At 37.7% G+C, this 22,356-nt stretch carries 26 protein-coding genes and 1 other annotated feature; of the genes, 1 reads left to right on the plus strand and 25 read right to left on the minus strand.

From position 1 onward, the window contains the following. Positions 1 to 22: 22 nt before the first annotated feature. The 25 genes from QNH29_RS22550 to rpsU form a co-directional block, all read right to left on the minus strand. Entirely contained in the window at positions 23 to 1,138 is a 1,116-nt protein-coding gene (locus tag QNH29_RS22550; protein ID WP_283861538.1) for a Nif3-like dinuclear metal center hexameric protein, read from the minus strand. After that, positions 1,116 to 1,847 carry a tRNA (adenine(22)-N(1))-methyltransferase gene (locus QNH29_RS22555; RefSeq protein WP_283861539.1) on the minus strand — a complete coding sequence of 244 codons (732 nt, stop codon included), beginning with the start codon at positions 1,845 to 1,847 and terminating at the stop codon, positions 1,116 to 1,118. The genes QNH29_RS22550 and QNH29_RS22555 overlap by 23 nt, the downstream gene beginning before the upstream one ends. Positions 1,848 to 1,926: 79 nt before the next feature. After that, positions 1,927 to 2,286 (minus strand): cytochrome c550, encoded by a 360-nt coding sequence (cccA, locus tag QNH29_RS22560; RefSeq protein WP_283865721.1) that lies wholly within the window; start codon positions 2,284 to 2,286, stop codon positions 1,927 to 1,929. A 498-nt stretch (positions 2,287 to 2,784) separates the two neighbouring features. Then, the gene (gene rpoD, locus QNH29_RS22565) at positions 2,785 to 3,912 is read right to left on the minus strand and encodes an RNA polymerase sigma factor RpoD (protein ID WP_283861540.1); all 1,128 of its coding nucleotides are present in this window, start codon (positions 3,910 to 3,912) and stop codon (positions 2,785 to 2,787) included. A gap of 42 nt (positions 3,913 to 3,954) precedes the next feature. Beyond that, a complete protein-coding gene (gene dnaG / locus QNH29_RS22570) occupies positions 3,955 to 5,766 on the minus strand; it encodes a DNA primase (RefSeq protein WP_283861541.1) in 1,812 nt (603 codons plus the stop codon). Positions 5,767 to 5,948: 182 nt separating this feature from the next. Continuing rightward, the gene (locus QNH29_RS30355) at positions 5,949 to 6,056 is read right to left on the minus strand and encodes a PIN domain-containing protein (RefSeq protein ID WP_349654868.1); all 108 of its coding nucleotides are present in this window, start codon (positions 6,054 to 6,056) and stop codon (positions 5,949 to 5,951) included. Then, entirely contained in the window at positions 6,053 to 6,223 is a 171-nt protein-coding gene (locus QNH29_RS22575) for a hypothetical protein (protein WP_283861542.1), read from the minus strand. The genes QNH29_RS30355 and QNH29_RS22575 overlap by 4 nt, the downstream gene beginning before the upstream one ends. A 285-nt stretch (positions 6,224 to 6,508) precedes the next feature. Further along, on the minus strand, positions 6,509 to 7,318 hold the full coding sequence (locus QNH29_RS22580) for a pyruvate, water dikinase regulatory protein (protein ID WP_283861543.1): 810 nt from the start codon (positions 7,316 to 7,318) through the stop codon (positions 6,509 to 6,511). A gap of 65 nt (positions 7,319 to 7,383) precedes the next feature. After that, entirely contained in the window at positions 7,384 to 8,019 is a 636-nt protein-coding gene (ccpN, locus tag QNH29_RS22585) for a transcriptional regulator CcpN (protein ID WP_283861544.1), read from the minus strand. A 54-nt stretch (positions 8,020 to 8,073) separates the two neighbouring features. Continuing rightward, complete coding sequence (locus QNH29_RS22590; RefSeq protein ID WP_283861545.1) at positions 8,074 to 9,456, minus strand: glycine--tRNA ligase; 1,383 nt, start codon at positions 9,454 to 9,456, stop codon at positions 8,074 to 8,076. Between the two features lie 315 nt (positions 9,457 to 9,771). Beyond that, positions 9,772 to 9,954 (minus strand) — a binding site (T-box leader). Between the two features lie 52 nt (positions 9,955 to 10,006). Beyond that, positions 10,007 to 10,759: a DNA repair protein RecO gene (gene recO / locus QNH29_RS22595; protein WP_283865722.1), complete on the minus strand. Its 753-nt coding sequence runs from the start codon at positions 10,757 to 10,759 to the stop codon at positions 10,007 to 10,009. 31 nt (positions 10,760 to 10,790) lie between these two features. After that, positions 10,791 to 10,934 carry a YqzL family protein gene (locus QNH29_RS22600; protein ID WP_075686228.1) on the minus strand — a complete coding sequence of 48 codons (144 nt, stop codon included), beginning with the start codon at positions 10,932 to 10,934 and terminating at the stop codon, positions 10,791 to 10,793. A gap of 161 nt (positions 10,935 to 11,095) precedes the next feature. Then, the gene (era, locus tag QNH29_RS22605; RefSeq protein WP_283861546.1) at positions 11,096 to 12,016 is read right to left on the minus strand and encodes a GTPase Era; all 921 of its coding nucleotides are present in this window, start codon (positions 12,014 to 12,016) and stop codon (positions 11,096 to 11,098) included. Further along, entirely contained in the window at positions 12,006 to 12,407 is a 402-nt protein-coding gene (locus tag QNH29_RS22610) for a cytidine deaminase (RefSeq protein WP_283861547.1), read from the minus strand. Before QNH29_RS22610 ends, era begins: the two co-directional genes overlap by 11 nt. A gap of 179 nt (positions 12,408 to 12,586) precedes the next feature. Then, positions 12,587 to 12,970, minus strand: a complete 384-nt coding sequence (locus tag QNH29_RS22615) for a diacylglycerol kinase family protein (protein WP_283861548.1) — start codon at positions 12,968 to 12,970, stop codon at positions 12,587 to 12,589. After that, positions 12,948 to 13,421 (minus strand): rRNA maturation RNase YbeY, encoded by a 474-nt coding sequence (gene ybeY / locus QNH29_RS22620; RefSeq protein WP_283861549.1) that lies wholly within the window; start codon positions 13,419 to 13,421, stop codon positions 12,948 to 12,950. Before ybeY ends, QNH29_RS22615 begins: the two co-directional genes overlap by 23 nt. Continuing rightward, on the minus strand, positions 13,418 to 15,586 hold the full coding sequence (locus QNH29_RS22625; protein ID WP_283861550.1) for an HD family phosphohydrolase: 2,169 nt from the start codon (positions 15,584 to 15,586) through the stop codon (positions 13,418 to 13,420). Before QNH29_RS22625 ends, ybeY begins: the two co-directional genes overlap by 4 nt. A gap of 189 nt (positions 15,587 to 15,775) precedes the next feature. Then, complete coding sequence (locus tag QNH29_RS22630) at positions 15,776 to 16,744, minus strand: PhoH family protein (protein ID WP_283861551.1); 969 nt, start codon at positions 16,742 to 16,744, stop codon at positions 15,776 to 15,778. After that, positions 16,741 to 17,934 carry a sporulation protein YqfD gene (gene yqfD / locus QNH29_RS22635; RefSeq protein ID WP_283861552.1) on the minus strand — a complete coding sequence of 398 codons (1,194 nt, stop codon included), beginning with the start codon at positions 17,932 to 17,934 and terminating at the stop codon, positions 16,741 to 16,743. Before yqfD ends, QNH29_RS22630 begins: the two co-directional genes overlap by 4 nt. Continuing rightward, positions 17,931 to 18,233, minus strand: a complete 303-nt coding sequence (yqfC, locus tag QNH29_RS22640) for a sporulation protein YqfC (RefSeq protein ID WP_283861553.1) — start codon at positions 18,231 to 18,233, stop codon at positions 17,931 to 17,933. The genes yqfD and yqfC overlap by 4 nt, the downstream gene beginning before the upstream one ends. A gap of 94 nt (positions 18,234 to 18,327) precedes the next feature. Next, positions 18,328 to 18,747, minus strand: a complete 420-nt coding sequence (locus QNH29_RS22645; protein WP_283861554.1) for a YqfB family membrane protein — start codon at positions 18,745 to 18,747, stop codon at positions 18,328 to 18,330. Positions 18,748 to 18,783: 36 nt separating this feature from the next. Beyond that, the gene (floA, locus tag QNH29_RS22650) at positions 18,784 to 19,749 is read right to left on the minus strand and encodes a flotillin-like protein FloA (RefSeq protein ID WP_283865723.1); all 966 of its coding nucleotides are present in this window, start codon (positions 19,747 to 19,749) and stop codon (positions 18,784 to 18,786) included. 53 nt (positions 19,750 to 19,802) lie between these two features. Then, positions 19,803 to 20,435: an NfeD family protein gene (locus QNH29_RS22655; protein WP_283861555.1), complete on the minus strand. Its 633-nt coding sequence runs from the start codon at positions 20,433 to 20,435 to the stop codon at positions 19,803 to 19,805. A gap of 118 nt (positions 20,436 to 20,553) precedes the next feature. Beyond that, on the minus strand, positions 20,554 to 21,000 hold the full coding sequence (locus QNH29_RS22660) for a GatB/YqeY domain-containing protein (protein ID WP_283861556.1): 447 nt from the start codon (positions 20,998 to 21,000) through the stop codon (positions 20,554 to 20,556). A gap of 15 nt (positions 21,001 to 21,015) precedes the next feature. After that, the gene (gene rpsU, locus QNH29_RS22665) at positions 21,016 to 21,189 is read right to left on the minus strand and encodes a 30S ribosomal protein S21 (RefSeq protein ID WP_007087607.1); all 174 of its coding nucleotides are present in this window, start codon (positions 21,187 to 21,189) and stop codon (positions 21,016 to 21,018) included. A gap of 212 nt (positions 21,190 to 21,401) precedes the next feature. Between rpsU and QNH29_RS22670 the strand changes: the two genes are divergently transcribed. Continuing rightward, positions 21,402 to 22,337, plus strand: coding sequence for a Na/Pi symporter (locus QNH29_RS22670; RefSeq protein ID WP_283861557.1), 936 nt, complete (start codon positions 21,402 to 21,404; stop codon positions 22,335 to 22,337). Positions 22,338 to 22,356: the final 19 nt, after the last annotated feature.

A 22,356-nucleotide genomic window follows, 5' to 3' on the forward strand; every position in this document is an offset into this window, starting at 1 on the left:
CCGGTTTTTTCTTGCGCTATTTTTATATAAATTTAAATGGATCTGTATTGATTTCTGAAGGGAAGATTTCAACTTCATAGCCAGATTCTTTGCACATTTTTGAAAGTATATTTGTAACTCCTTTTTTCATAACTTTTTCGACATTGTGTCCGGGATCTATCATGTTTAATCCCTGCATCATCGCGTCATGGGCAGTATGGTAATAAATATCACCTGTAATGTAAACATCAGCACCCTTAAACTTGGCACTCATAAAATATTTATTGCCATCTCCGCCCAATACAGCAACCTTCTTGACCCGTGATGATAAATCACCAACAACCCTGACTTTATCAACCTCTAAAGCTTGCTTTACGCTCTCAGCAAATTCTCCGAGAGTCATTTCCTTTACGGTCCCCACCCGGCCAAGACCAAGGACCTCACCTTTATTTTCAACCGGGTAAACATCATAGGCAACCTCTTCATATGGATGTGCCTTTATCATAGCTGTAATCGCCCTTTTTAACAGCTGTTCAGGGACTATTGTTTCAATTCTTACTTCATCAACAACCTCAAGTTGTCCTCGCTGTCCGATATACGGACTGGTGTTTTCCCCTGGTAAAAATCGCCCTGAACCATCTGTTGAAAATGAACAATGACTATAATTGCCAATAAAGCCAGCACCAATCCCTCCCAAGACCCTCCTAATCTCCTCTGCATGGCTTATCGGTGTAAAAACAATTAATTTCTTTAGCTTCGTTTCATATGTAGGTACAAGCACTTCTGGGTTCTCTAAACCTAGAGCCTCCGCTAAGAGGTCGTTTACCCCGCCTTTAGCCACATCAAGATTAGTATGGGCAGCATAAACAGCTATATCATGCTTTAAAAGTTTTTCAATCATTCTTCCCTGTACTGTGTCTGTTATAACATTTTTAAGAGGGCGAAAAATTGGCGGATGATGCGCGATGATGAGCTGTACATTTTTTTCAATGGCTTCATCAATCACTTCTTCAAGAACATCAAGAGCAATCATCACTTTATCTATTTTCTTGTTCAAGCGTCCAATTTGTAAACCTATTTTATCATCTTCCATCGCAAGTCCCTTTGGAGAAAACTTTTCAAAAAGTTGAATAATTTCATGACCATTCGCTTTCTTCATTGTCCAATACCCCCTCTACAAGATTAATTTTTTTGGCGACCTCTTGTTTCTTCTCTTCTGTTTCTACAGAAGGTGCGGCACTTTCAAGCTGTGTGTAAATTCGTTTCCAGTTTTTCGTTTCTAAGACCCATTTCTTTTTGAATGTCTTTTCTTTTCTCTGAAGAAGGAACGGTCCAACTAAAATACCTGTTTCGAATGGGACGTCACGATAGGGTTTTAATGGGTCTCCTTTTTCAGCTGCTAATATTTCGTAAATTTTATTATCCTCTTCAAGGATTTCTTCTGCAATTAATTCCCAATCATTTTCAACCAGCCATTGCCGAATGGCGATGGCATTGATATTTGGCTGCAACACAAGACGCTTAACAGAAGTGAGTTTTTCTTTTCCATTTTCTAAAATAGAGGCAATTAGACTTCCGCCCATTCCCGCAATGGAAATACAATCTACTTCGCCAGGCTGAATTACCTCCAGCCCATTACCCATTCTAACTTTAATCACCTCAGAGAGCCCTTCAGCCATTACATTTTTTTCTGCAGATTGGAATGGGCCCAATGCAACTTCTCCTGCTATCCCAAAGGATATACGTCCCTTCTTAGCAAGGTAACTAGGCAGGTAAGCATGATCAGAACCAATATCTGCTAACCTTGAGTCTAGGGGAACATATTTTGCTACGGTTTCTAACCGAATTGATAATTTTTCTGTATTCAAATCATTCACCACTTTTTATGTATTACTACTAGTATAAAAAAAGTCCTTTACAGAAGCAAAGGACCTTTTCTAAAAGAAATTATTTAATATTTGCTAACCAATCAGCCATTGCATCGGCTTCCTCTGGTTTTACCATACCGCCTGGCATGTTACCTCGGCCATTTGTAATGACGTCTTTAATTTCATCTTTGGATAACCTTTCACCAACACCTGTTAGTGCAGGACCCATTCCCCCTTGGTACTGATCACCGTGACAGCCTACACAAGAACCTGTGTAAATGTCCTCAGGCGCTTTTGCAACCTGTTCTGTTTCAGTTCCGCCTTCCTTTTCCTTAGCTAGCTCATCCATATCCCCGAGGCCTTTGAAAGACAATAAGAACATTAGTCCGATTCCAAAAACAAAAATCAGGATATAAGGAATAACCGGATTTCGATTCATCATATAACCTCCCTTATGTACGTAAAACTGTAAATAAATAGTCTACTACAAACAACTACTATTTTACTTTAAAAACTTCAGAAGGAAAAGCCCTAAACTTACTTTGTCACGATAATATTAAGAAAATATGCAAGTAAAAACCAATATTTTAACAAAGTCCGCCCTTTTATACTTCCCCGTTCTACGTTTTATCAACCCATGAATCCCAGCTATAACGGTTAAAATGGATTAAACATAAAAATTATTTTTAGTTATTTTTAAATATCATTTTCTTATTGGCAACATCTACTGCATAAGGATTGTGTGAAAGATGTACCTTTATTACAAAAGCGATTTGTGATTTTAGAGAAAAAGATTACTTTTACCTATTTGCAAACTGTAAAACAATTCAGTAAAATAAATACAAATGCGCCTAGAGAAAGTGCTTTCATTTCCAGTTTTGAATTACAAAAAAATAGTTTACCTCTTATACAGAAGTAAACTATCTTATTAAAGGGTTTATTCTAAGAAATCTTTTAGGCGTTTGCTTCGACTTGGGTGTCTTAGTTTACGTAGTGCCTTTGCTTCTATTTGTCGAATACGTTCACGGGTTACACCAAAGACTTTTCCAACCTCTTCAAGAGTACGAGTGCGCCCATCATCAAGCCCAAATCGTAAGCGCAGGACGTTTTCTTCCCTGTCTGTTAGTGTATCTAGAACATCTTCAAGCTGCTCTTTTAATAATTCATAGGCGGCATGCTCTGAAGGTGATGTAGCATCTTGGTCTTCAATGAAATCACCGAGGTGTGAATCATCTTCTTCACCAATAGGCGTTTCCAGCGAGACAGGCTCTTGAGCAATTTTCAAGATTTCTCTAACTTTATCCGGAGTTAGGTCCATATCTTCGCCAATTTCTTCTGGAGTTGGTTCGCGTCCAAGATCTTGAAGTAATTGTCTCTGTACACGGATAAGTTTATTAATGGTTTCAACCATATGCACAGGAATACGAATGGTTCTAGCTTGGTCAGCAATCGCTCGAGTGATCGCTTGACGAATCCACCAAGTAGCATACGTACTAAACTTAAATCCTTTACGGTAGTCGAATTTTTCAACGGCTTTGATAAGTCCCATATTTCCTTCTTGAATCAAATCAAGAAAGAGCATACCGCGTCCAACATATCGTTTTGCAATACTAACTACAAGCCGAAGGTTAGCTTCTGCCAAGCGTCGTTTTGCTTCTTCGTCGCCTTCTTCAATACGGTTGGCCAATTTTATTTCTTCTTCAGCGGAAAGCAGGTCTACTCGGCCAATTTCTTTTAAGTACATACGAACAGGATCATTTATCTTTACACCAGGAGGAACGCTAAGGTCATTTAGATCAAACTCATCGTCGTCTCCTTTTGCTAATTGCTTAGGGTTTGGATCTTCATCGTCACTTTCTCCTACTAATTCGATGCCTTGATCACCTAGGAATTCATAAAATTCATCCATCTGATCGGACTCTAAATCAAAATTTGCCATTCTTTCCGCAATATCATCGTAGGCAAGGACTCCGGTTTTTTTACCCAGTACCGTTAACTGATCTTTTACTTGTTCAAAGGTCAATTCATTCTCGGCCTCTTTTGAACGGGCTGATTTTTCAGCCATATGTCCCCCTCCTTCCAGAATCAAAGACATTAAAGATGGAATCTATAGCGATTTACGCAATTGACTGATTTCAGTAGCAATTGCTGCTGCTTTACTATAATCACTTTGTCGCTCTGCTTCTTTAAGTTCCACTTCTTTTTCTTTTATCTTTAACAATTTTTGATAATTCAACACCTGTTTGATATAATCAGTTAATTCTTGATTACTTAACTCATCATTAACCGACATCATTTCAATGTCAGCGACTATTCTTCTAAGATTTTCATCTTGAATATAGGTTAAAAAAGCACTAGAATCAGGATTCATATGTTCTTCGTAAAAACCAATTAGATAAGTTATTATTGCCTGATGTTCATCATGATTAAACATGTTACCCTGCAATAAATCCTGAACCTTATAGGCTGTATCCCGATCTTTTAGCATATGGGCAATTAATCGCCTTTCAGCAGTAAAATGTGCAGGCTTTAATTTATTGTCCTGTTTAGCTATTACATTGGGCTTATTAACAGCTGGCTTACCTTGACCACTTAAATTCCTTTTTTCAGTAAAGAAAACCTGCTTTAGCTGTTGTTGTAAAGCATCTAACGAAATCGAAAACTCTGATGCAAGCTGCCGTAAATAATGATCTCTTTCAACAGCTTTTGTCAATTTACTTATTTCCTTAAGTATTGTTTCGATATAAGCAAGCCGTTCTCCTTCAATTTGAAGATTTTTTCCTCTTCGAAAATAAAGAAATTTAAATGCCATCCATGTAAAACTTGCACCTATGACCTCATTACGAAACTTTTCAGGACCATTTTTTTTTATATATTCATCTGGATCGAGTCCATCTGGCATCATAGCAACTTTAATGGTACAACCGGCATCAATCAGCATATTCCCTGCTCTAAAAGCTGCTTCAATTCCTGCTTTGTCTGAATCATAACAAATCGTAATGGACTGGGTATTTTGCCGTATAAGTGTGATGTGCTCTTCTGTCAAGGAAGTACCCATTGTAGCGATACCATTTTCTACACCAGACTTGTCAGCTGCAATTACATCTGCAAATCCTTCAAATAGAACTGCTTGCTGTAATTTCCGTATACTTGGTTTTGCCAAATGAAAATTATATAAAATTTTGCTTTTATTAAAGATTGCTGTTTCGGGACTATTTAAATACTTGGGCTGATCAGCCCCTAATGATCTCCCTGAAAAAGCAATGCCATTTCCATTTCGGTCAAAAATTGGAAACATAATTCGATCTCTGAATCGATCAAAATAAGTTTCATCTCTTTCTCGTTTGATAATCAACCCGGCTTTTTCCATTAATTCCGGAGAAAATTCCCTCTTGGTCAGGAATTTGTATACAAAGTCCCATGAATTTAAGGAATAACCAATTTGAAATTTATCAATCGATTCTCGGGTAAATCCTCTTTCCAGTAAATACTCTAAAGCATGTTGACCGTCTTTTGTATTTACCAATAAATGATGGTAAAATTTAGTTAACAGCTCATGTGCGTCAAGCATTGACTGAAGTTCCGGAGAAACACTCTTCCCCTTCCCATTTACTGAGAAATTTACTTGTAAGTCAATATTAGCCTTATCAGCTAATTTAATGGCGGCTTCTAGAAATGAGATACCTTCCAGCTCCATTAAAAATGAGAAAACATTTCCTCCCGCTCCACACCCGAAGCAATGGTAAATTTGTTTATCAGATGAAACGGAAAATGATGGGGAGTTTTCTCCATGGAAAGGACATAATCCGAAGTAATTTCGCCCTTGTTTTTTTAGTTGAATATATTCACTGATAACTTCAACAATATCAACAGACTGACGAATTTGGTCAATTTTTTCTTCGGCAATCCGTTCTGCCATGAAAACATCTCCATTGTACTTATTCTACAAAGAAATCTAAACTCCTGCATTTTTCGACAAAATTCCACTAAATAATTTTGAACGATCATCAGAATTCAAAGACTTTGTTTTTTTACCCTATACACCCCTTCTTCTTGCTTTAGCATTAGAAAGCGCAAGACAAGAGCAGTTTGTATCCGGACTCATGAATGATCCTTTTGACGATGGTACATGTACTCTCTAAGGAGTAATCTAGAGGCCAGTCCAATATCCTGTTTAACAGTAATATCCCCCTTTGCAGTATGATTCATGATGAATAAGTCCGCAGCTTCTTTTCAGGAATCAACATATTTCGATATTGCTCACCATATGTAGTCTTATTGTTTCCATGATAATCATAAGAAGCGATAAAAAGAACTTTCACGGAAGAGTAGAAGTAATTTTCGACAATTTCTTCTTTAACCGTCATCAATCGCATCTACAAAATAGTTGGAATGCCTTTTGTATAAGTAATAATTCTACACCATTCCGCATATTCCTTCTTTATGATGCTAACTTTTTAGAAGCAGTTGCAAAAAGATTTATGTCGAATTTTTTTCTGTAGGTTCCCTTGACATCTAACAATAAATAGTTTATTCGTATACATGCAAGTCTAAACCTAAAAGATTCATTTTTATCACAATTTTTTATTATAGTACATTCTTTTATACTTTTCCATAGTTTTTTATGGTTAAATGAAAAACACATAATCTAAGATTATGTGTTACGCCCTTCTTTTATGAAAGTAATTTAGAATAACATTCGCTGTTTCTTCAACTGCCTTATTGGTTACATCAATAACAGGACAATTAATTCTATTTACGATCTTTTCAAAGAAGGTTAATTCATCACGAATTCTCTCAATATTTGCGTAGCTGGCCTGATCATTTAGACCTAAAGAGATTAACCGTTCCCGCCTAATATTATTTAGTTTTTGCGGGCTGATTTTAAGTCCAAAGCACTTCTCTGCAGGAACCTTATACAGTTCCTCAGGCGGGTCAACTTCTGGAACAAGCGGTACATTCGCAACTTTTAAACGTTTTAAAGCTAAATATTGTGACAACGGAGTTTTTGACGTTCTAGATACGCCGATTAAAACGATATCAGCTTTTAGTATTCCTCTTGGGTCGCGTCCATCATCATATTTAACAGCAAACTCAATGGCTTCGACTTTTTTAAAGTAATCTTCATCCAGTTTTCTTACGAGTCCTGGTTCACACAGTGGAGTTTTCCCGCTGAAGATTTGAATTTGGTCCATAATCGGACCTATTAAATCAACTGCATATATTCCTGCTTCGTCTGCCTTTTCCTTCATATACGCACGCATATCTGGTTTGACCAACGTAAAAGCGATCATAGCGTGGTCCATCGTTACAAGTGAAACTACTTCATCAATATGTTCCTTATCCTCAACATAGGGGAATCTTTTCAATGTCATTCCTGACCCATTAAATTGGCTGATTGCTGCTTTTGTAACTAATTCAGCTGTTTCCCCTACCGAATCAGATACTACATATATGACAGGACTAATCATTCTTCCTCAACAGCTCCTCTAGAAAAACTAATATTTTTTCATTTAGGTTTTGGGACGTCAAGTTATTATCCATTTCCCAAGGCAACGAATGCTTTCGTAATATTTGTCTTCGTAATTCTCCCTATTACTTCATAGCCCTTTTCTGACGGTCTTACTATAGGTAAAGCATCAATTTGTTTTTCAATTAATAATTTAGCAACATCGATTAAATTGTCATCCATTTCACACATTGTAATATTTGGCATTCTTGTCATAATGATGTTGATTGGTAGTGCTGTAAGTTCTTGTTTGCCAATACTTGCTCTTAGAAGGTCCTTTCTTGATAACACACCAACCAAAAGAGAGTTTTGGTCGACAACAAATAATGTTCCCACATCTTCAAGAAACATTGTACAAATTGCGTCGTACACCGAAACGTTTTCCTTTACTAAGACCGGAATTGAATTATAATCTCTTACACGTATTTTCTGCAGGTTTTCAGTTAAAAGCTGCGTTCCGGATTTTCCAGTATAAAAATATCCTACACGCGGTCTTGCGTCTAAATATCCAGCCATTGTTAAAATGGATAAATCAGGCCTTAACGTTGCTCGTGTTAAATTAAGTTGTTCTGCAATGTTCTCCCCGGTTATCGGTCCATTATCCTTCACAATCTGAATGATAAGTTCTTGGCGTTTAGTCAGTTCTATTTTTCTCACCACCATCTTTAATCCATTATGTGAGGGGCGGTACAAACCGCACCCCCAGACACTCAAAAATTAAAACATAATCTTTTCTTGTATGAAAGTGACTAATTCCGCGATTGGTACACGTGTTTGTTCCATTGTATCGCGGTCACGGATCGTTACCATGTTGTCTTCTTTGGAATCAAAATCATAGGTGATACAGAATGGTGTACCGATTTCGTCATGTCTTCTATAACGTTTTCCAATTGAACCAGCTTCATCATAGTCAACAGAGAAATGCTTGGCTAAAGTTTGAAACACTTCTCTAGCTTCGTCTGATAGTTTTTTCGACAATGGAAGAACTGCTGCTTTAAATGGAGCCAGTGCAGGATGGAAGTGCATAACTGTTCTAGAAGTTCCATCTTCAAGCTGTTCTTCATCATAGGCATCGATTAAAAATGCTAGTGTTACGCGGTCAGCACCTAGCGAAGGTTCAATACAAAATGGAATATATCTTTCATTTGTCTCTGGATCAATATAGTTGAAGTCCTCGCCAGAGAATTGCATATGCTGCTTCAAATCATAATCAGTTCTTGAGGCTACTCCCCAAAGTTCACCCCAGCCGAACGGGAATTTATATTCAAAATCGGTTGTGGCATTACTGTAATGGGATAGTTCATCCTCTGAATGGTCTCGAAGTCTTATGTTTTCTTTTTTTATTCCTAATGAGTGAAGCCATTGCTCAGCAAAGTTCTTCCAATAATCGAACCAGGTTAACTCTTCACCAGGCTTGCAGAAAAATTCAAGCTCCATTTGTTCGAATTCACGGGTACGGAAAGTGAAATTCCCTGGAGTGATTTCATTTCGGAAACTTTTTCCGATTTGCGCAATTCCAAATGGCAATTTCTTTCTCATTGTGCGCTGTACATTTTTAAAATTAACAAAAATCCCTTGTGCTGTTTCAGGGCGAAGAAAAATTTCATTCGTACTAGACTCTGTAACCCCTTGGAAGGTTTTAAACATTAAATTGAATTGGCGAATGCCGGTGAAATCATGACTTCCACAGTCTGGGCACGCGATGTTGTGTTCTTTCACAAGCTCCTCCATCTTCTCAAACGGAAGTCCATCAACAACCATTTCTATACCCTTTTCCTCAAGAGCATTTTCAATTAGCTTATCAGCACGGTGTCTAGCTTTACAGTTTTTACAATCAATCATTGGGTCATTAAAGTTCCCGATATGACCAGATGCTTCCCAAGTTCTTGGGTTCATTAAAATACTGGCGTCTAAACCGACATTGTAAGGAGACTCTTGCACAAACTTTTTCCACCAGGCTTGTTTGATGTTGTTTTTAAATTCTACTCCAAGTGGACCGTAGTCCCATGTATTTGCAAGTCCTCCATAGATTTCAGATCCCGGAAAGATAAATCCTCTGTGTTTTGCATGAGACACGATTTGCTCCATAGATACTTTCATCTTCATTACTCCTCTTCAATAAATGATATAAGGCTGTGTTAACAATGTCTGTTGATTTGCGCTCCTGGCACTTCGCTTTCCGAGGGCGGTCCGGGGAGCCTCCTCGGCGCTTATGCGCCTGCGGGGTCTCCCCTGCCCCGTCCTCCCGCAGGACATTGAATAAGCTTCCTCGAATAAGCACCGCACGAAGAAAATGCGATAGTATTTTCGAGGATTTTCGTGCCTTCCGCTCCAATAAACAGAGTGCCATAATTTAGACTAGAGTAACACAGCCAATAAAAACCAAAAAACTCCCGTCGCTATGCTTAATATAAGCATAGGGACGAGAGTTACCCGCGGTTCCACCCTATTTGCTGCTAAACAGCAGCCTCTTTTATGTGTGTTGTACACATGATATGCTCAAGAACGCCTTCCTTAGGTCCCCATACCCTAGCTCTCACCATCCTAGGTTCGCTTTTACAGAGATTGCTAAGTACTCTTTTCTATCATAGCAACTATTTATTATTAAGACACATAATATCGAAATCTTAAATAAATGTCAATAAGTCAACTATATTTGATTTCGAAATTTTTCCATGGATTGAAGAAATTTCTTTGTTTTTAAATATAGGCCTGAATATTCCTCATAATATGCAGAAATCACCTGTTTCAGCTCATCTTTTGTTTCTTGTTTTACAGAGATGTTCCCTAATCTTGATAGATCAAAATAATAAAAAAGCCGTAATAATTTTACAGATGATGGCGATAATGGATAATGGTACGGATCATTTTCTATACAACGGTGGCATATAAACCCGCCTTCCCGAATGGAAAACGAAAAAATTCCGTCTGTGCTGCCGCAAACGGAACATTGATTTAGAATTGGATGTAAACCCAATACATTCAGCATTTTCATTTCATAGATATTCATAAGAATATCCGGATCATATCCTTCATTCATAAAGTTAAGGGTTTGAAAAAGTAGTTCGAAATGAAATGGGTTTGGTTTTTTATCATCCGTACATTTATCAGTCAATTCAACCATATAACTAGCATAGGCAGTTAGGAAGATATCTTCTCCAATACCGCGAAAGCTGGTAATCATTTCTCCCTGCTGCAGGCTTCCTAACCCAGTTCCTCTTTGAACTAAATAATAACCGTGGGTAAAGAGCTGGGTAATGGAGGAAAGCCGGCTATTAGGCTTTTTTGCTCCTCTTGCCATAACGCCGACCTTTCCCCATTCCCTTGTATACAACGTAATAATTTTATTGGTTTCACCATAATCTGTAGTTCTAATGACAATGCCTTCACACTTTTGGAGCAATTCTGTCACCATCCCGATACATTTGACAAACTTATGAAACGGGAAAATCCATTTGCGCTAGATCTTCATTCTGATTTCCGGGTATTTCTTGGTTTTCCTTCTCGAGCTCTTTAAAGAGAAGATAAGTGTCAATATTGCCTGTCTGGAGGAATACTTTCCACGTAAAATCCATCATCGAAAACCCCACCTTTCATGATATAGACTAGCCTTTTTAAGAATCCCAAACCTTACAATTATCATAGCCTGCCCAAGCAAAAATCATAAGACGAAAAATTTGTTAATGTTGTCCATGCATAATTTATTGTAATTGTTAATATTTTAGTTAGGGTTTAATAATTAGTATTCATCTTCGTTAAAGCCAAAATCGCGAAGCTGGGACATTTTATTGCGCCAGTCTTTTTGCACCTTTACCCATAGCTCTAAGAAAACTTTTGAGCCTAGAAGATTTTCAATATCCACCCTGGCTCGTTTTCCAATTTCTTTTAGCATACTCCCTTGTTTCCCAATAATAATACCTTTTTGAGAGTCTCTTTCTACAATTACAGTTGCCATCACATGGATAATATCCTTTCCTTTTTGCCGTTCCATTTTATCTAAAACAACGGCAAGAGAATGCGGGATTTCTTCACGTGTTAAGTGCAGCGCTTTCTCTCTTATTAGCTCTGTAATTATAAACCTTTCTGGGTGATCGGTTACCTGATCCGCCGGATAGTACTGTGGTCCTTCAGGTAAATAGACTTTAATTTGTTCTAACAGCCGTTCAACATTATTTCCCTCAAGTGCTGAAATTGGAATAATTTCTTTGAAAGAATACTTTTCCTTATAAGATTCAATTAGTGGCAGTAACTCATCTGGGTGTATTTGGTCAATTTTATTTATCACAAGGAAGATTGGTGTGTTAATTGTTTGAAATTTCTCGAGAATGAACTCCTCACCACGGCCAAAACCTTCCTCAGCATTTACCATAAATAGTATTAAATCAACTTCTTTTAATGTGTTTTGTGCAACTTTCATCATGAAGTCGCCGAGTTTATGCTTTGGCTTATGAATCCCTGGTGTGTCAATAAACACCATTTGGGTATCATCTAATGTCAATACACCCTGAATTTTATTACGGGTTGTCTGAGGTTTGTCGCTCATAATGGCAATTTTTTGTCCTATAACCCGGTTTAAGAATGTTGACTTACCTACATTTGGGCGACCAATAATTGATATAAAACCTGATTTATAACCTTTATTATCATTATTACTCAGCATGCAAATCCTCCGGAGAAAAGGCACCTGGAAGTAACTCTGCTACAGTAATTTCTAAGACGTCACCTTTAAGGTTGGTTAAAACGACCTTCATGTCTTGCGGACAAAGTTCTGAAATTACCTGTCGACATGCTCCACACGGCGAGCATGGCCGATCAGTATCAGCAACAACTGCAAGCATTGTAAAATCCCGATCACCTTCAGAATAAGCTTTAAACAATGCAGTGCGTTCAGCGCAATTGCACATGCTATAAGCGGCATTTTCAATGTTGCATCCATGATATACTTTTCCATCTTTTGTTAATAATGCTGCTCCTACCCCGAATTTAGAATATGGAACATAAGCTTTTTCTCTTGCTTTCTTTGATTCTTCGATTAAGTTCTCGATGTTCAAAGTTCATACTTCCCTTCCAGCAATAATCTGCCGCTTCCTTTATTTTACCCTAAAAATGTCACAAAATCATCATTTGTTGCGAAAAAGTAATATAAAAATTTGAATTTTCATAAAAGTCAGCCAACTTACCAATATGGTACAAAGCTGATAAGTTATTGTACCGAATTTGTAAATCCAATTCAAATTAACCAACTAAAAAAATACGGAAAAAAGATAATACTTCCAATTACAACCGCTGTGACTGCATAGATAAAAACTGCTCCGGCCGCTAAGTCTTTAGCCTGTTTAGCAAGTGGATGGTAATCTTCCGTCACTAAATCAACTACACGCTCGATTGCTGTATTCACCAACTCTAATGAGAAAATACCGCCTATGGCTACAATAACAAATAACCATTCTAGTTTGCTAATTGAAAAGAAAATGGAACATCCAATGACGAGCATAGATACACATAAATGAATGCGCATATTTCTTTCAGACCAAAGAGCTGTCTTAATTCCTGTTAAGGCATAGGAAAATGATTTCCATAAATGAACATGTTTATCTCGTGAGTCCATATTCATCTAAAATTTCCTTTTGTCGAGAGAACATTTTTTCTTCCTCTTCCTTTTCCATATGATCATAGCCTAGAAGATGGAGGAAACCATGAACAGATAAGAAACCAAGTTCACGTATGAAAGAGTGTCCATACTCTTTAGCTTGCTCTTCCGCTTTTGGAATGGAAATAATAATATCTCCTAATACACGAGGAAGTTCCTCCCCTTTCAGTACAATTTCCCCCTCACCAAGCTCTTCCATTGCGAATGAAATTACATCCGTAGGAGCATCCTTAGCTCTATATTCACGGTTAATTTCATGAATTCTTTCATTAGAGACAAATGTAACTGAAACCTCACTGCCTTCCTCTACATTTTCTTGTTCAGCGGCAAAATTCAATAGTTTTTCGATGTCTGCTATTTGCTCGTCTGACAGTTGGTCCGTTTCATCTACTAGATCAATTATCAACTTGTTCATGCTTGAACCACCTTCTTTGTCATTTCTGGATATTCGATTCTAGAATGGAAAATTCCCTTTAAAGTTTCACAAAAAGAGTAGGATACTGTTTCTAGTTCTTTTAAGGTTAAATCACATTCATTTAATTGGCCATCCTGGAGCCGTTCTGCAACAATTTTTTTAACGAGTGTTTCGATTGTTTCCGGTGTGGGCTGGTTCAGGGATCTTACCGCTGCTTCTACACTATCGGCAATACCTACAATCGCAGATTCTTTTGTCTTTGGTTTTGGTCCAGGATATCGGTAATCCTCTTCACTTATATCTTCTCCGCTCTGCTTCGCCTTATGGTAAAAGAACTTCAAAAGCGTCGTACCATGATGTTGTTCAGCAATGTGAATGATTTCCTTAGGCATATTGTACTTTTTTAATATGGCAGACCCGTCTGTTACATGTGAAATAATAATATTAGCACTTTTATCGGGCGGCAAACGATCATGAGGATTTTCAAAATTCATTTGGTTTTCTATGAAAAAGTTTGGCCGTTTTGTTTTACCAATATCATGATAATAACATCCTACCCTTGCAAGTAAACCATTAGCTCCAATTGCTTCACAGGCTGCATCGGCTAGGTTGGCAACCATTACACTATGGTGGTAGGTCCCTGGTGCTTCCATTAGTATTTTTCGTAAAAGAGGATGATTTGGATTAGAAAGCTCAATCAACTTCATTGTGGAGAGAATACCAAAGCTAGTTTCAAGGAGCGGTAATAACCCCATTGTTAGCACAGCTGAACCGACTCCTGAAAAAATGGCTGTTAAAATATAGTACCCATATTCTAATCCGGAAAATTGTCCATTTGGTAAAAACATTAGGGCCCAAATGGTGAATAGATTTACGGCTGCCGCAATTGATCCTGCCTGCAAAATTTTTGCGCGCTGATTCTGTCCGCTTAAAAACAGAACACCAGCTAGTGCACTAAACAATATATATATCCCTACAGAGAAATTAAGAGTACCAGAAACACCTTCATTAAATAAAATGCTTCCGAAAATCGAAAAGATAATAGAGGATAGAATCGCTAATTTCTCCTCAATTAAAATCTTCATGAGCATACCACCCATTGCAGCAGGGAATAAATATCCTATTCCTGAGTAGTTAAAAATTTGCAGCATAGAAATAAGTTTTAAAATGAAAAACGTCAGAATAAAAACAATCCCAAACAGAAGTATATTGGTCTGTCTCTTTTCTGGATTTTCCTTCAACTGGTAGAAATAAAAGTAAACAGAGGTCAGGATAATTGATATAAGTATGACTAAACCAATAAACGGTTTATACGATTGTTTATTATCTAATAGACCAACTAATTCTAGCTGACGAAATTCTTCCTGCCGAATTAATTTACCCTCTTCGATAATAATTTGCCCTTGCAAGATCTTAACTGGTTCAATCGATTCCGCCGCTTGCTTACGCAATTCCTCGGTTGCCTCCGGGTCATAAAATTCATTTTGAATAACAGCATACCTGCCTAACTCTATCGCTGCATTTTTTAAGTCAGCATTTAAGGTGGTGAATTTTAATTCTTCTTCAAGACTTTTTTTGGCATTTTCTACATCATCTGCAGAGATGCGTTTGTTCATTACATTATTAATGGCTGTCACCGTTAAATCTTTTGCGATGGATAATTCATCATTGCTGGCTTGTACCAGTGAAGTAAAGACACGCTCTGAAAGATCTTTTATTACACGTTCTGTTAATTTACCCTTGAGCATTGATACTTCTTCTTGAACAGTTGGGTTGATAACATCAATAGGGTCCTCATCAAGAACATTTTGTTTCTTTATTTCGTTCTGAATCTCATCATTTACCTCTGTAGCGGAGTCAAATATTGATGAAATTAAATCTACTTGATTGGCGGAGTATTCCTTTTTCAATGTATAAACATCCTGAACTTGATCTAATGCCTCTTGACGTTTTTTTTCTGTGCTGATTTTATCTTCGACTGTTGCTGGAGAACGAATGGTTTTATCTGCTACTGTTAGAAGACTTATGTCAAGTTTCTCAGGCTTTACATTTCCATACATAGCTGTAAATAGGATTACTCCTAAAAAAACAAAAACTAACACTCTGAAGAAGGTGTAATCTAGAAGCTTTTTTATTTGAATTAAGTATTGCTGTATTTTTTTCAACGAACTCCCTCCAAAACACCTAAATTACCCTAGTCAAGTATGTACATACGCTTTATGTAAAATGATAACAGTTTTTCCCCGAAGTTTCATCCTCTAATAAAAGTTGAGCCCTTTTTACTCCATGGCAATTGTTTTAATACCATACAAAAGGGATAAACCCCAGGCAGGTTTATCCCTCCAATCATTGCTTTAATTTTGCAGCGGTTTTTTTTCATATGCCTCAATGATTCTGCCTACCAGCGGATGACGAACAACGTCACTTTGTTCTAAGAAAACAAAGGAGATTCCATTAACGCCCAACAAGATTTTTTCGGCCGCGATAAGTCCTGACTTTGCCCCTTTTGGTAAATCTATTTGCGTTTGATCACCTGTAATGACCATTTTCGAACCGAAGCCAAGACGTGTTAAAAACATCTTCATTTGGGCATGTGTTGTGTTTTGAGCTTCATCTAAGATGACAAAGGCATCGTCTAATGTCCGCCCCCTCATATAAGCTAATGGAGCAATTTCAATTGTTCCGCGTTCAATTAATCTTTGTGTATGTTCCGCACCAAGAACGTCATTTAACGCGTCATATAAGGGACGTAAATACGGATCAACCTTTTCTTTTAAGTCACCTGGTAAAAACCCAAGGCTTTCTCCTGCCTCTACCGCAGGCCTTGTTAAAATGATTTTATTTACCTGTCCGTTCTTCAACGCATTGACTGCCATTACAACAGCTAGATACGTTTTTCCTGTACCTGCAGGACCAATTCCAAATACAAGGTCATTTTGTCTTATGGCCATGATATATTGCCTTTGTCCAAGGGTCTTGATGCGAATGCTCTTTCCTTTAACATTCTTAGCAATTTCCTCGTCATAGAGATTATCAAAGTAATCTAGTGTACCTTTTTGCGCCATTTGGATAGCTGACAAGATATCTCTCTGGGAGATGGTTACACCTTTTCTAATGACAAAAATAAGTTTATCAAGAATTTGACTGGCAAGGACTACTCGATCCTCATCACCAGATAAACTGACTGACTCGCCACGAGTAACGATGGATACTTGCAGTTCTTCTTCGATTATTTTTAAATTTGAATCAGCGTTGCCTAAGAGAGCTATCGCTTCTGCTGGATTTTCAAGTTGTAGATTTATTGTTTTCAAGTTAACTGTCATTCAGTAGTCTCCTTAGGTATTGGTTGTGCAACCGCTATATTTTCGATTATCTTAAAATGGATATCTAGGATAACTTTACCATCTTTCAACTCTTTGTGTAAAACTTTTTGGTCTTTAATCATAGCTTCTTCATCTAAACCGCTTTTTATTTTATTTTTTGCCAGTTCAAGGGCATTTATTTCGGCTTCTTTTTCCGTGTAAGTACGGATTGTCTCTTCACGCGCTCTTAATGTTTCATTTCCGATGGAGATAGGCAGCTCCCATTTAAGGAAATGGATCTTCTTCACATTCTTGTCCACTTCGTATTCCTGAAATTCCGGTTCGCCAAATCCCCAAATAGGGATTTCTACATTGCCTAAAATTAAAGAAAACTTTTGCTTTTCTTGACCATTGAATACAAAGAATTTTGTTTTTAAAGGCAATTCTACATGGCTTTTATACCATGTTTCCCCCCAAACCTCTCCAACTGCTGCTACTTGCTCGGTTTGGCCTTCTTTCCCAATTACACCTGATACGAGTAATTGCCCAGCTTCTACATGGTCATGTATATCAACCATTTTTTGCCCTGTTTCAATATACATGGAATCAATAACAGCTTTCTTCTTTGCAACCAAATTTCTTGGTGTAAGTTGTTCCGGCTTTCCAGGTTCCTTCTTCTCGACCACCTGAAGATGGTAGGTTGTCCCCTTTAATTCCACACCGACCCAAGTAAGATTTCCAACATTATTTGTCAGTTTTCTTTGAATCCCTTCTACATTATCCACAAAAAATTGGACTTTACCAATTTTTACTCCCATCTTGTCCAATTCTTTGCGAATCTCATACTCTGTGGCAGGCTTTGCTCCTTTTATTTCAATTCCCCAAATGACATTAGATAAAAACATAATAATCAGGAAAAAGAGAAGAGCACCGCCAACAAAGCCGCTATTTTTTAATAATCGTTTAAATAAAAAAGGCATTCCTGCCCTTTTTAAGAATGTAATCGAGCATTCTCTTTCTTTTGCATAACGTCTAATTTTTAATGCATCCTGAAGTCTCATTGTAAAGGTGATGGTTTCAGTCCCGTGTCGTTTTACATTCCATACTATGAGGCCATTTCTGATTAAAACATTCAAGAATCTTTCTATACCTCTTCCTGATACTTTAACGGTTACCTTGCCAAATATGAATTCGGTCCATTGGTTTTTCATTTGGTTCCTCCTGGATTTTCATTTATATAAATGACCTGGTCAATTTTGCCTTCTAGCAAAATTTCTTCAGGCAATATTGTTTTTATCACGAAGGATTTCCCTCTTATTTGTAATTGACCCTGCTTTAGCAACAGCCGCAATTCTTTATCAGTAAAAGTAATCAACCCTCTATGATTCTCGATGTAAATATGAATTTGCCCAATCATTGTGATTCGCGGCAAATCCATCATGACATCTTGAGGAAGATCCATTTTTTGTGCCATCCAGTTCCGGACACGCAGGCCCCATTTTTTTGCCATAAAAAAAGAACCCCCTTTCATCTCATATTTATGAAATGAAAGAAGGTTCTAGCACATCTTTTTCTATTTATACTAAGGGTTTAAAAACATCTATTCAACGCTTTTCCGAAAAGTACGGTTTTTTGGCTCGTGGTTCACCTAATATTTCCGCCCAAATAATCCCATTAATAATAGTTTTTTCATCAAGTTTTTCAAGTGACACATCTGAATCACCTTCAAATAAATTGGATTTCTGCGGCTGCGTTGTTTGTTTAATTGGAATAACAGGTTTCTCCTTAATTTCTCGGTATTTCTCCTCTAAACTGTGCAGAATAGTTTCTTCTCGCACAGGCTGACCTGTAGAAATTTGACCTGGTTTTTTCGGATTATTCTTCTGTTGTTCACCTTGGAGGCGTCTGTCATTTAACCCTTTTACAGTAAATGGTTTTGCTTGTTTTGGATTACTCCTCCCTTTGGCTTTACCAAAGATTGATGAGAGTATACCAGCGATAATCAAAAATAATATGGTTTCCATGCCCCACCCTCCTTCTGATTAAAATCAATTGGCGGTTTAGCGGTCGTCTTTTTTATCACCTGTCATCTTACCGATTGAGCCTCGCATATCCGTATCAGCAGAAATATTTTTATAATTCATATATTCCATAACGCTGATATTACCAGATTTTAGTGCTTCCGACATTGCCAGCGGCACTTTTGCCTCTGCTTCAACAACTTTTGCTCTCATTTCTTCTACTCGCGCCTTCATTTCCTGTTCCGTAGCCACAGCCATTGCCCTGCGCTCTTCTGCTTTTGCCTGTGCTATCTTCTTATCAGCCTCCGCTTGCTCCGTTTGAAGTTCAGCACCGATGTTTCTACCTAAATCAATATCAGCAATATCAATCGATAAAATTTCAAAAGCTGTACCTGCATCTAATCCTTTAGCCAAGACTGTTTGGGAAATAAGTTCAGGGTTCTCAAGTACTTTACTGTGGTCCGCAGAGGAGCCAATTGTGGAAATGACCCCTTCACCAACACGCGCTACAACAGTATCTTCACCTGCACCTCCGACTAGACGGTCAATATTAGCACGAACAGTAATTCTCGCTTTTGCTTTTACTTCAATACCATTCATAGCAACACCCGCAATAAAAGGTGTTTCAATAACTTTAGGATTAACACTCATTTGTACTGCTTCTAATACATCACGGCCGGCCAAGTCGATTGCAGCGCAGCGCTCAAATGTTAACTCAATGTTTGCACGGTGGGCGGCAATCAAAGCATTGACCACTCTATCCACATTCCCGCCTGCTAGGTAATGACTTTCAAGCTGATTCGTTGTTACGTTTAAACCCGCCTTGTGTGCCTTAATCAGTGGATTTACTACTCTGCTCGGTGTAACCCGTCTAAGTCTCATCCCCACCAATGTAAAGATACTGATTCTAACACCGGCCGCAAGTGCAGAAATCCATAGCATTACCGGTACAAATGATAATAATATTCCAAGAAAAATCAGCGCAACCACAATAATACCAATCATAAATAAACTTCCACTCGTTAATTCCACAGTGTTACCTCCTTGTGTGTCATTTATTAAACTTTCCTAACTACGATACGTACTCCTTCAACCTTTACGACAGTGATTTTTGCATTTTGATCAATGAAATCACCCTCACTTACCACATCAAGTCTTTCATTATTAAACACCGCTGTTCCAGATGGTCTTAAGACCGTTAAGGCGATACCTTCTTTACCTAATAAATCTGTGCGATTTACGTTAGACACATAACCATCTTCTTTTCTAGCTGTATCAAACAGAATCATTCGATTAAATAAAATCAACTTTTTGCCTAAGACCTTAATCATAAAGAATAGGACAGAAATTGAAATACAAATAGCAATGAAAACAGAAATTCCCATACGCACTGGATTTTCTCCTGCCAGAAACAGACTTGCAATTAATGCAGCCAATCCAAGTGTGCCTGAGATAGCTCCTGGAAGAAAAAATTCCAAGAAAATTAACATAATGCCTATGGCAAATAACATGATTGTACCAAAACCTGCAAGACCAGCTTGAAAATGTCCATAAAAGAAAAGTAGCAGTGCAAATAGGCCTATAAATCCTGATATCCCAAACTTTGACGAAAACAACTCATAAACAATAGCAGTCCCTGCAATCGTTAACAACAGTGTTACAACGATTGGGTTTATTAGAAACTCAACCATAATTACCCTCCCTTCAAATCACACTATGTATACGTTTTATAACCAAATAAGTTTCAAATTATCCAGAACGATGAAAAAACCGCAAGCTAAACGCTTGCGGCTTTGGTTGTCAGAATAATTATGAAAGGTGTTGTTGTACAAATTTATTTACAAGTGAACCATCTGCTTTACCTTTTACTTTAGGCATAATCGCAGCCATCACTTTTCCCATATCCGCTTTTGATTTTGCACCGACTTCAGAGATTGTTTCTTTAACAATTTCTGACAACTCTTCTTCGGAAAGCTGTTTCGGTAAATACAGTTCGACGATAGCCAACTCTGCACGCAATTTATCAACAAGGTCTTGACGACCTGCTTTATCAAATTCATGGAGGGATTCTTTGCGTTGCTTTACTTCGCGAGAAAGGATCGTTAACTCATCCTCGGGGGATAGCTCTTTTGTACCAAGCTTAATCGCTTCATTTTGCAATGAAGCTTTTACCATCCGAATTGTTGTGAGTTTGTCTTTTTCCTTATTTTTCATCGCTTGTTTCATGTCATTATTTAAACGCTCGAGAAGACTCATAAATTACACCCTCTCTTAGAACTTACGTTTTCTTGCTGCTTCAGACTTTTTCTTACGCTTAACACTTGGCTTTTCGTAGAATTCGCGCTTTCTTGCCTCTTGCAAAGTACCAGTTTTTGATACTGTACGTTTGAAGCGACGAAGAGCATCTTCAAGCGATTCGTTTTTACGAACGACGGTTTTAGACATTCTCTTTCCCTCCCTCCGAAACACAACACACTTACATTCAATCCATGTACCTTGCAATTATAATATATCATAGAAACAAGGTCAACTGTATTTCTAGTGTTGAAACGAGCTTTTAATATTTTTATTCATATATCCACAATTTTTGAACATCCCATCACAATTCTGGCATGTCCTCCTCCCTCAGGCATAGAATGAAGGGAGGGGGAGAAGACATGCTATACATACTATTATTTATATTATTTATCTTATTATTTATCTTTGGAATGACCATTATAAGGATCGGGTTATTTAACCTATCAGGTAATAAACTAAAAGGCTGGTTAACCAAACTTACAAGTACACCATTAAAAGGTATGGTGACAGGGACGTTTGTTACAGCACTTTTACAGAGCAGTTCAGCAGTCATGGTAATTACAATTGGCTTAATTTCAGCAAAGATCATGACTTTTCCTCAATCCATTGGCATTATCTTAGGCACAAATATTGGAACCACATTTAAAACAGAACTGATAACCTTTAATCTTGATAAATTTTTGGTCCCACTTGCGATTATTGGAGCGTTATTTACTTTTTTTAAACCTATTAAAATCAGAAGCATTGGTATGGTCACCTTTGGAATCGCCTCCGTCTTTACAGCAATGAAAGGTTTTGAGCTTTTGGCAGAGCCATTAACTGCTCTTCCATTTATAAATAACTATATCCTCTCTATCAACGATAATATCCTATTGAGTATTATAACAGGGGCAGTGATTACTGCTATTATCCAATCAAGTACAGCAATGACTGGAATTACTATGGGCTTTCTGACTGCCGGACTTCTTCACCTGGATGCAGGTATTGCTATCGTGTTTGGCGCCAACATCGGAACCTGTATAACTGCACTCATTGCTTCTATTGGAGGAGGGAAAGAATCGAGATTGGCTGCCTTTGCGCATGTTTGGCTGAATGTAGCCGGCGTTCTAATTTTCACTCCGTTTATTCCTTTTTTGTCTGAAAATGCTCATTTATTGGCAGATGAAAGGATGATTCAATTAGCACATATCAGCGTCTTATTTAATGTCGTTTCATCCATTATGGTTTTGCCTTTTGCAACGAGATTTGGAGAAATGATTTTGAGGGTACATGGGGGGAAAACAAACAAAAATTAAAGACGGCTATGGCCGTCTT

It is taken from the genome of Neobacillus sp. DY30, from assembly GCF_030123065.1.
GTDB lineage: Bacteria > Bacillota > Bacilli > Bacillales > Cytobacillaceae > Neobacillus.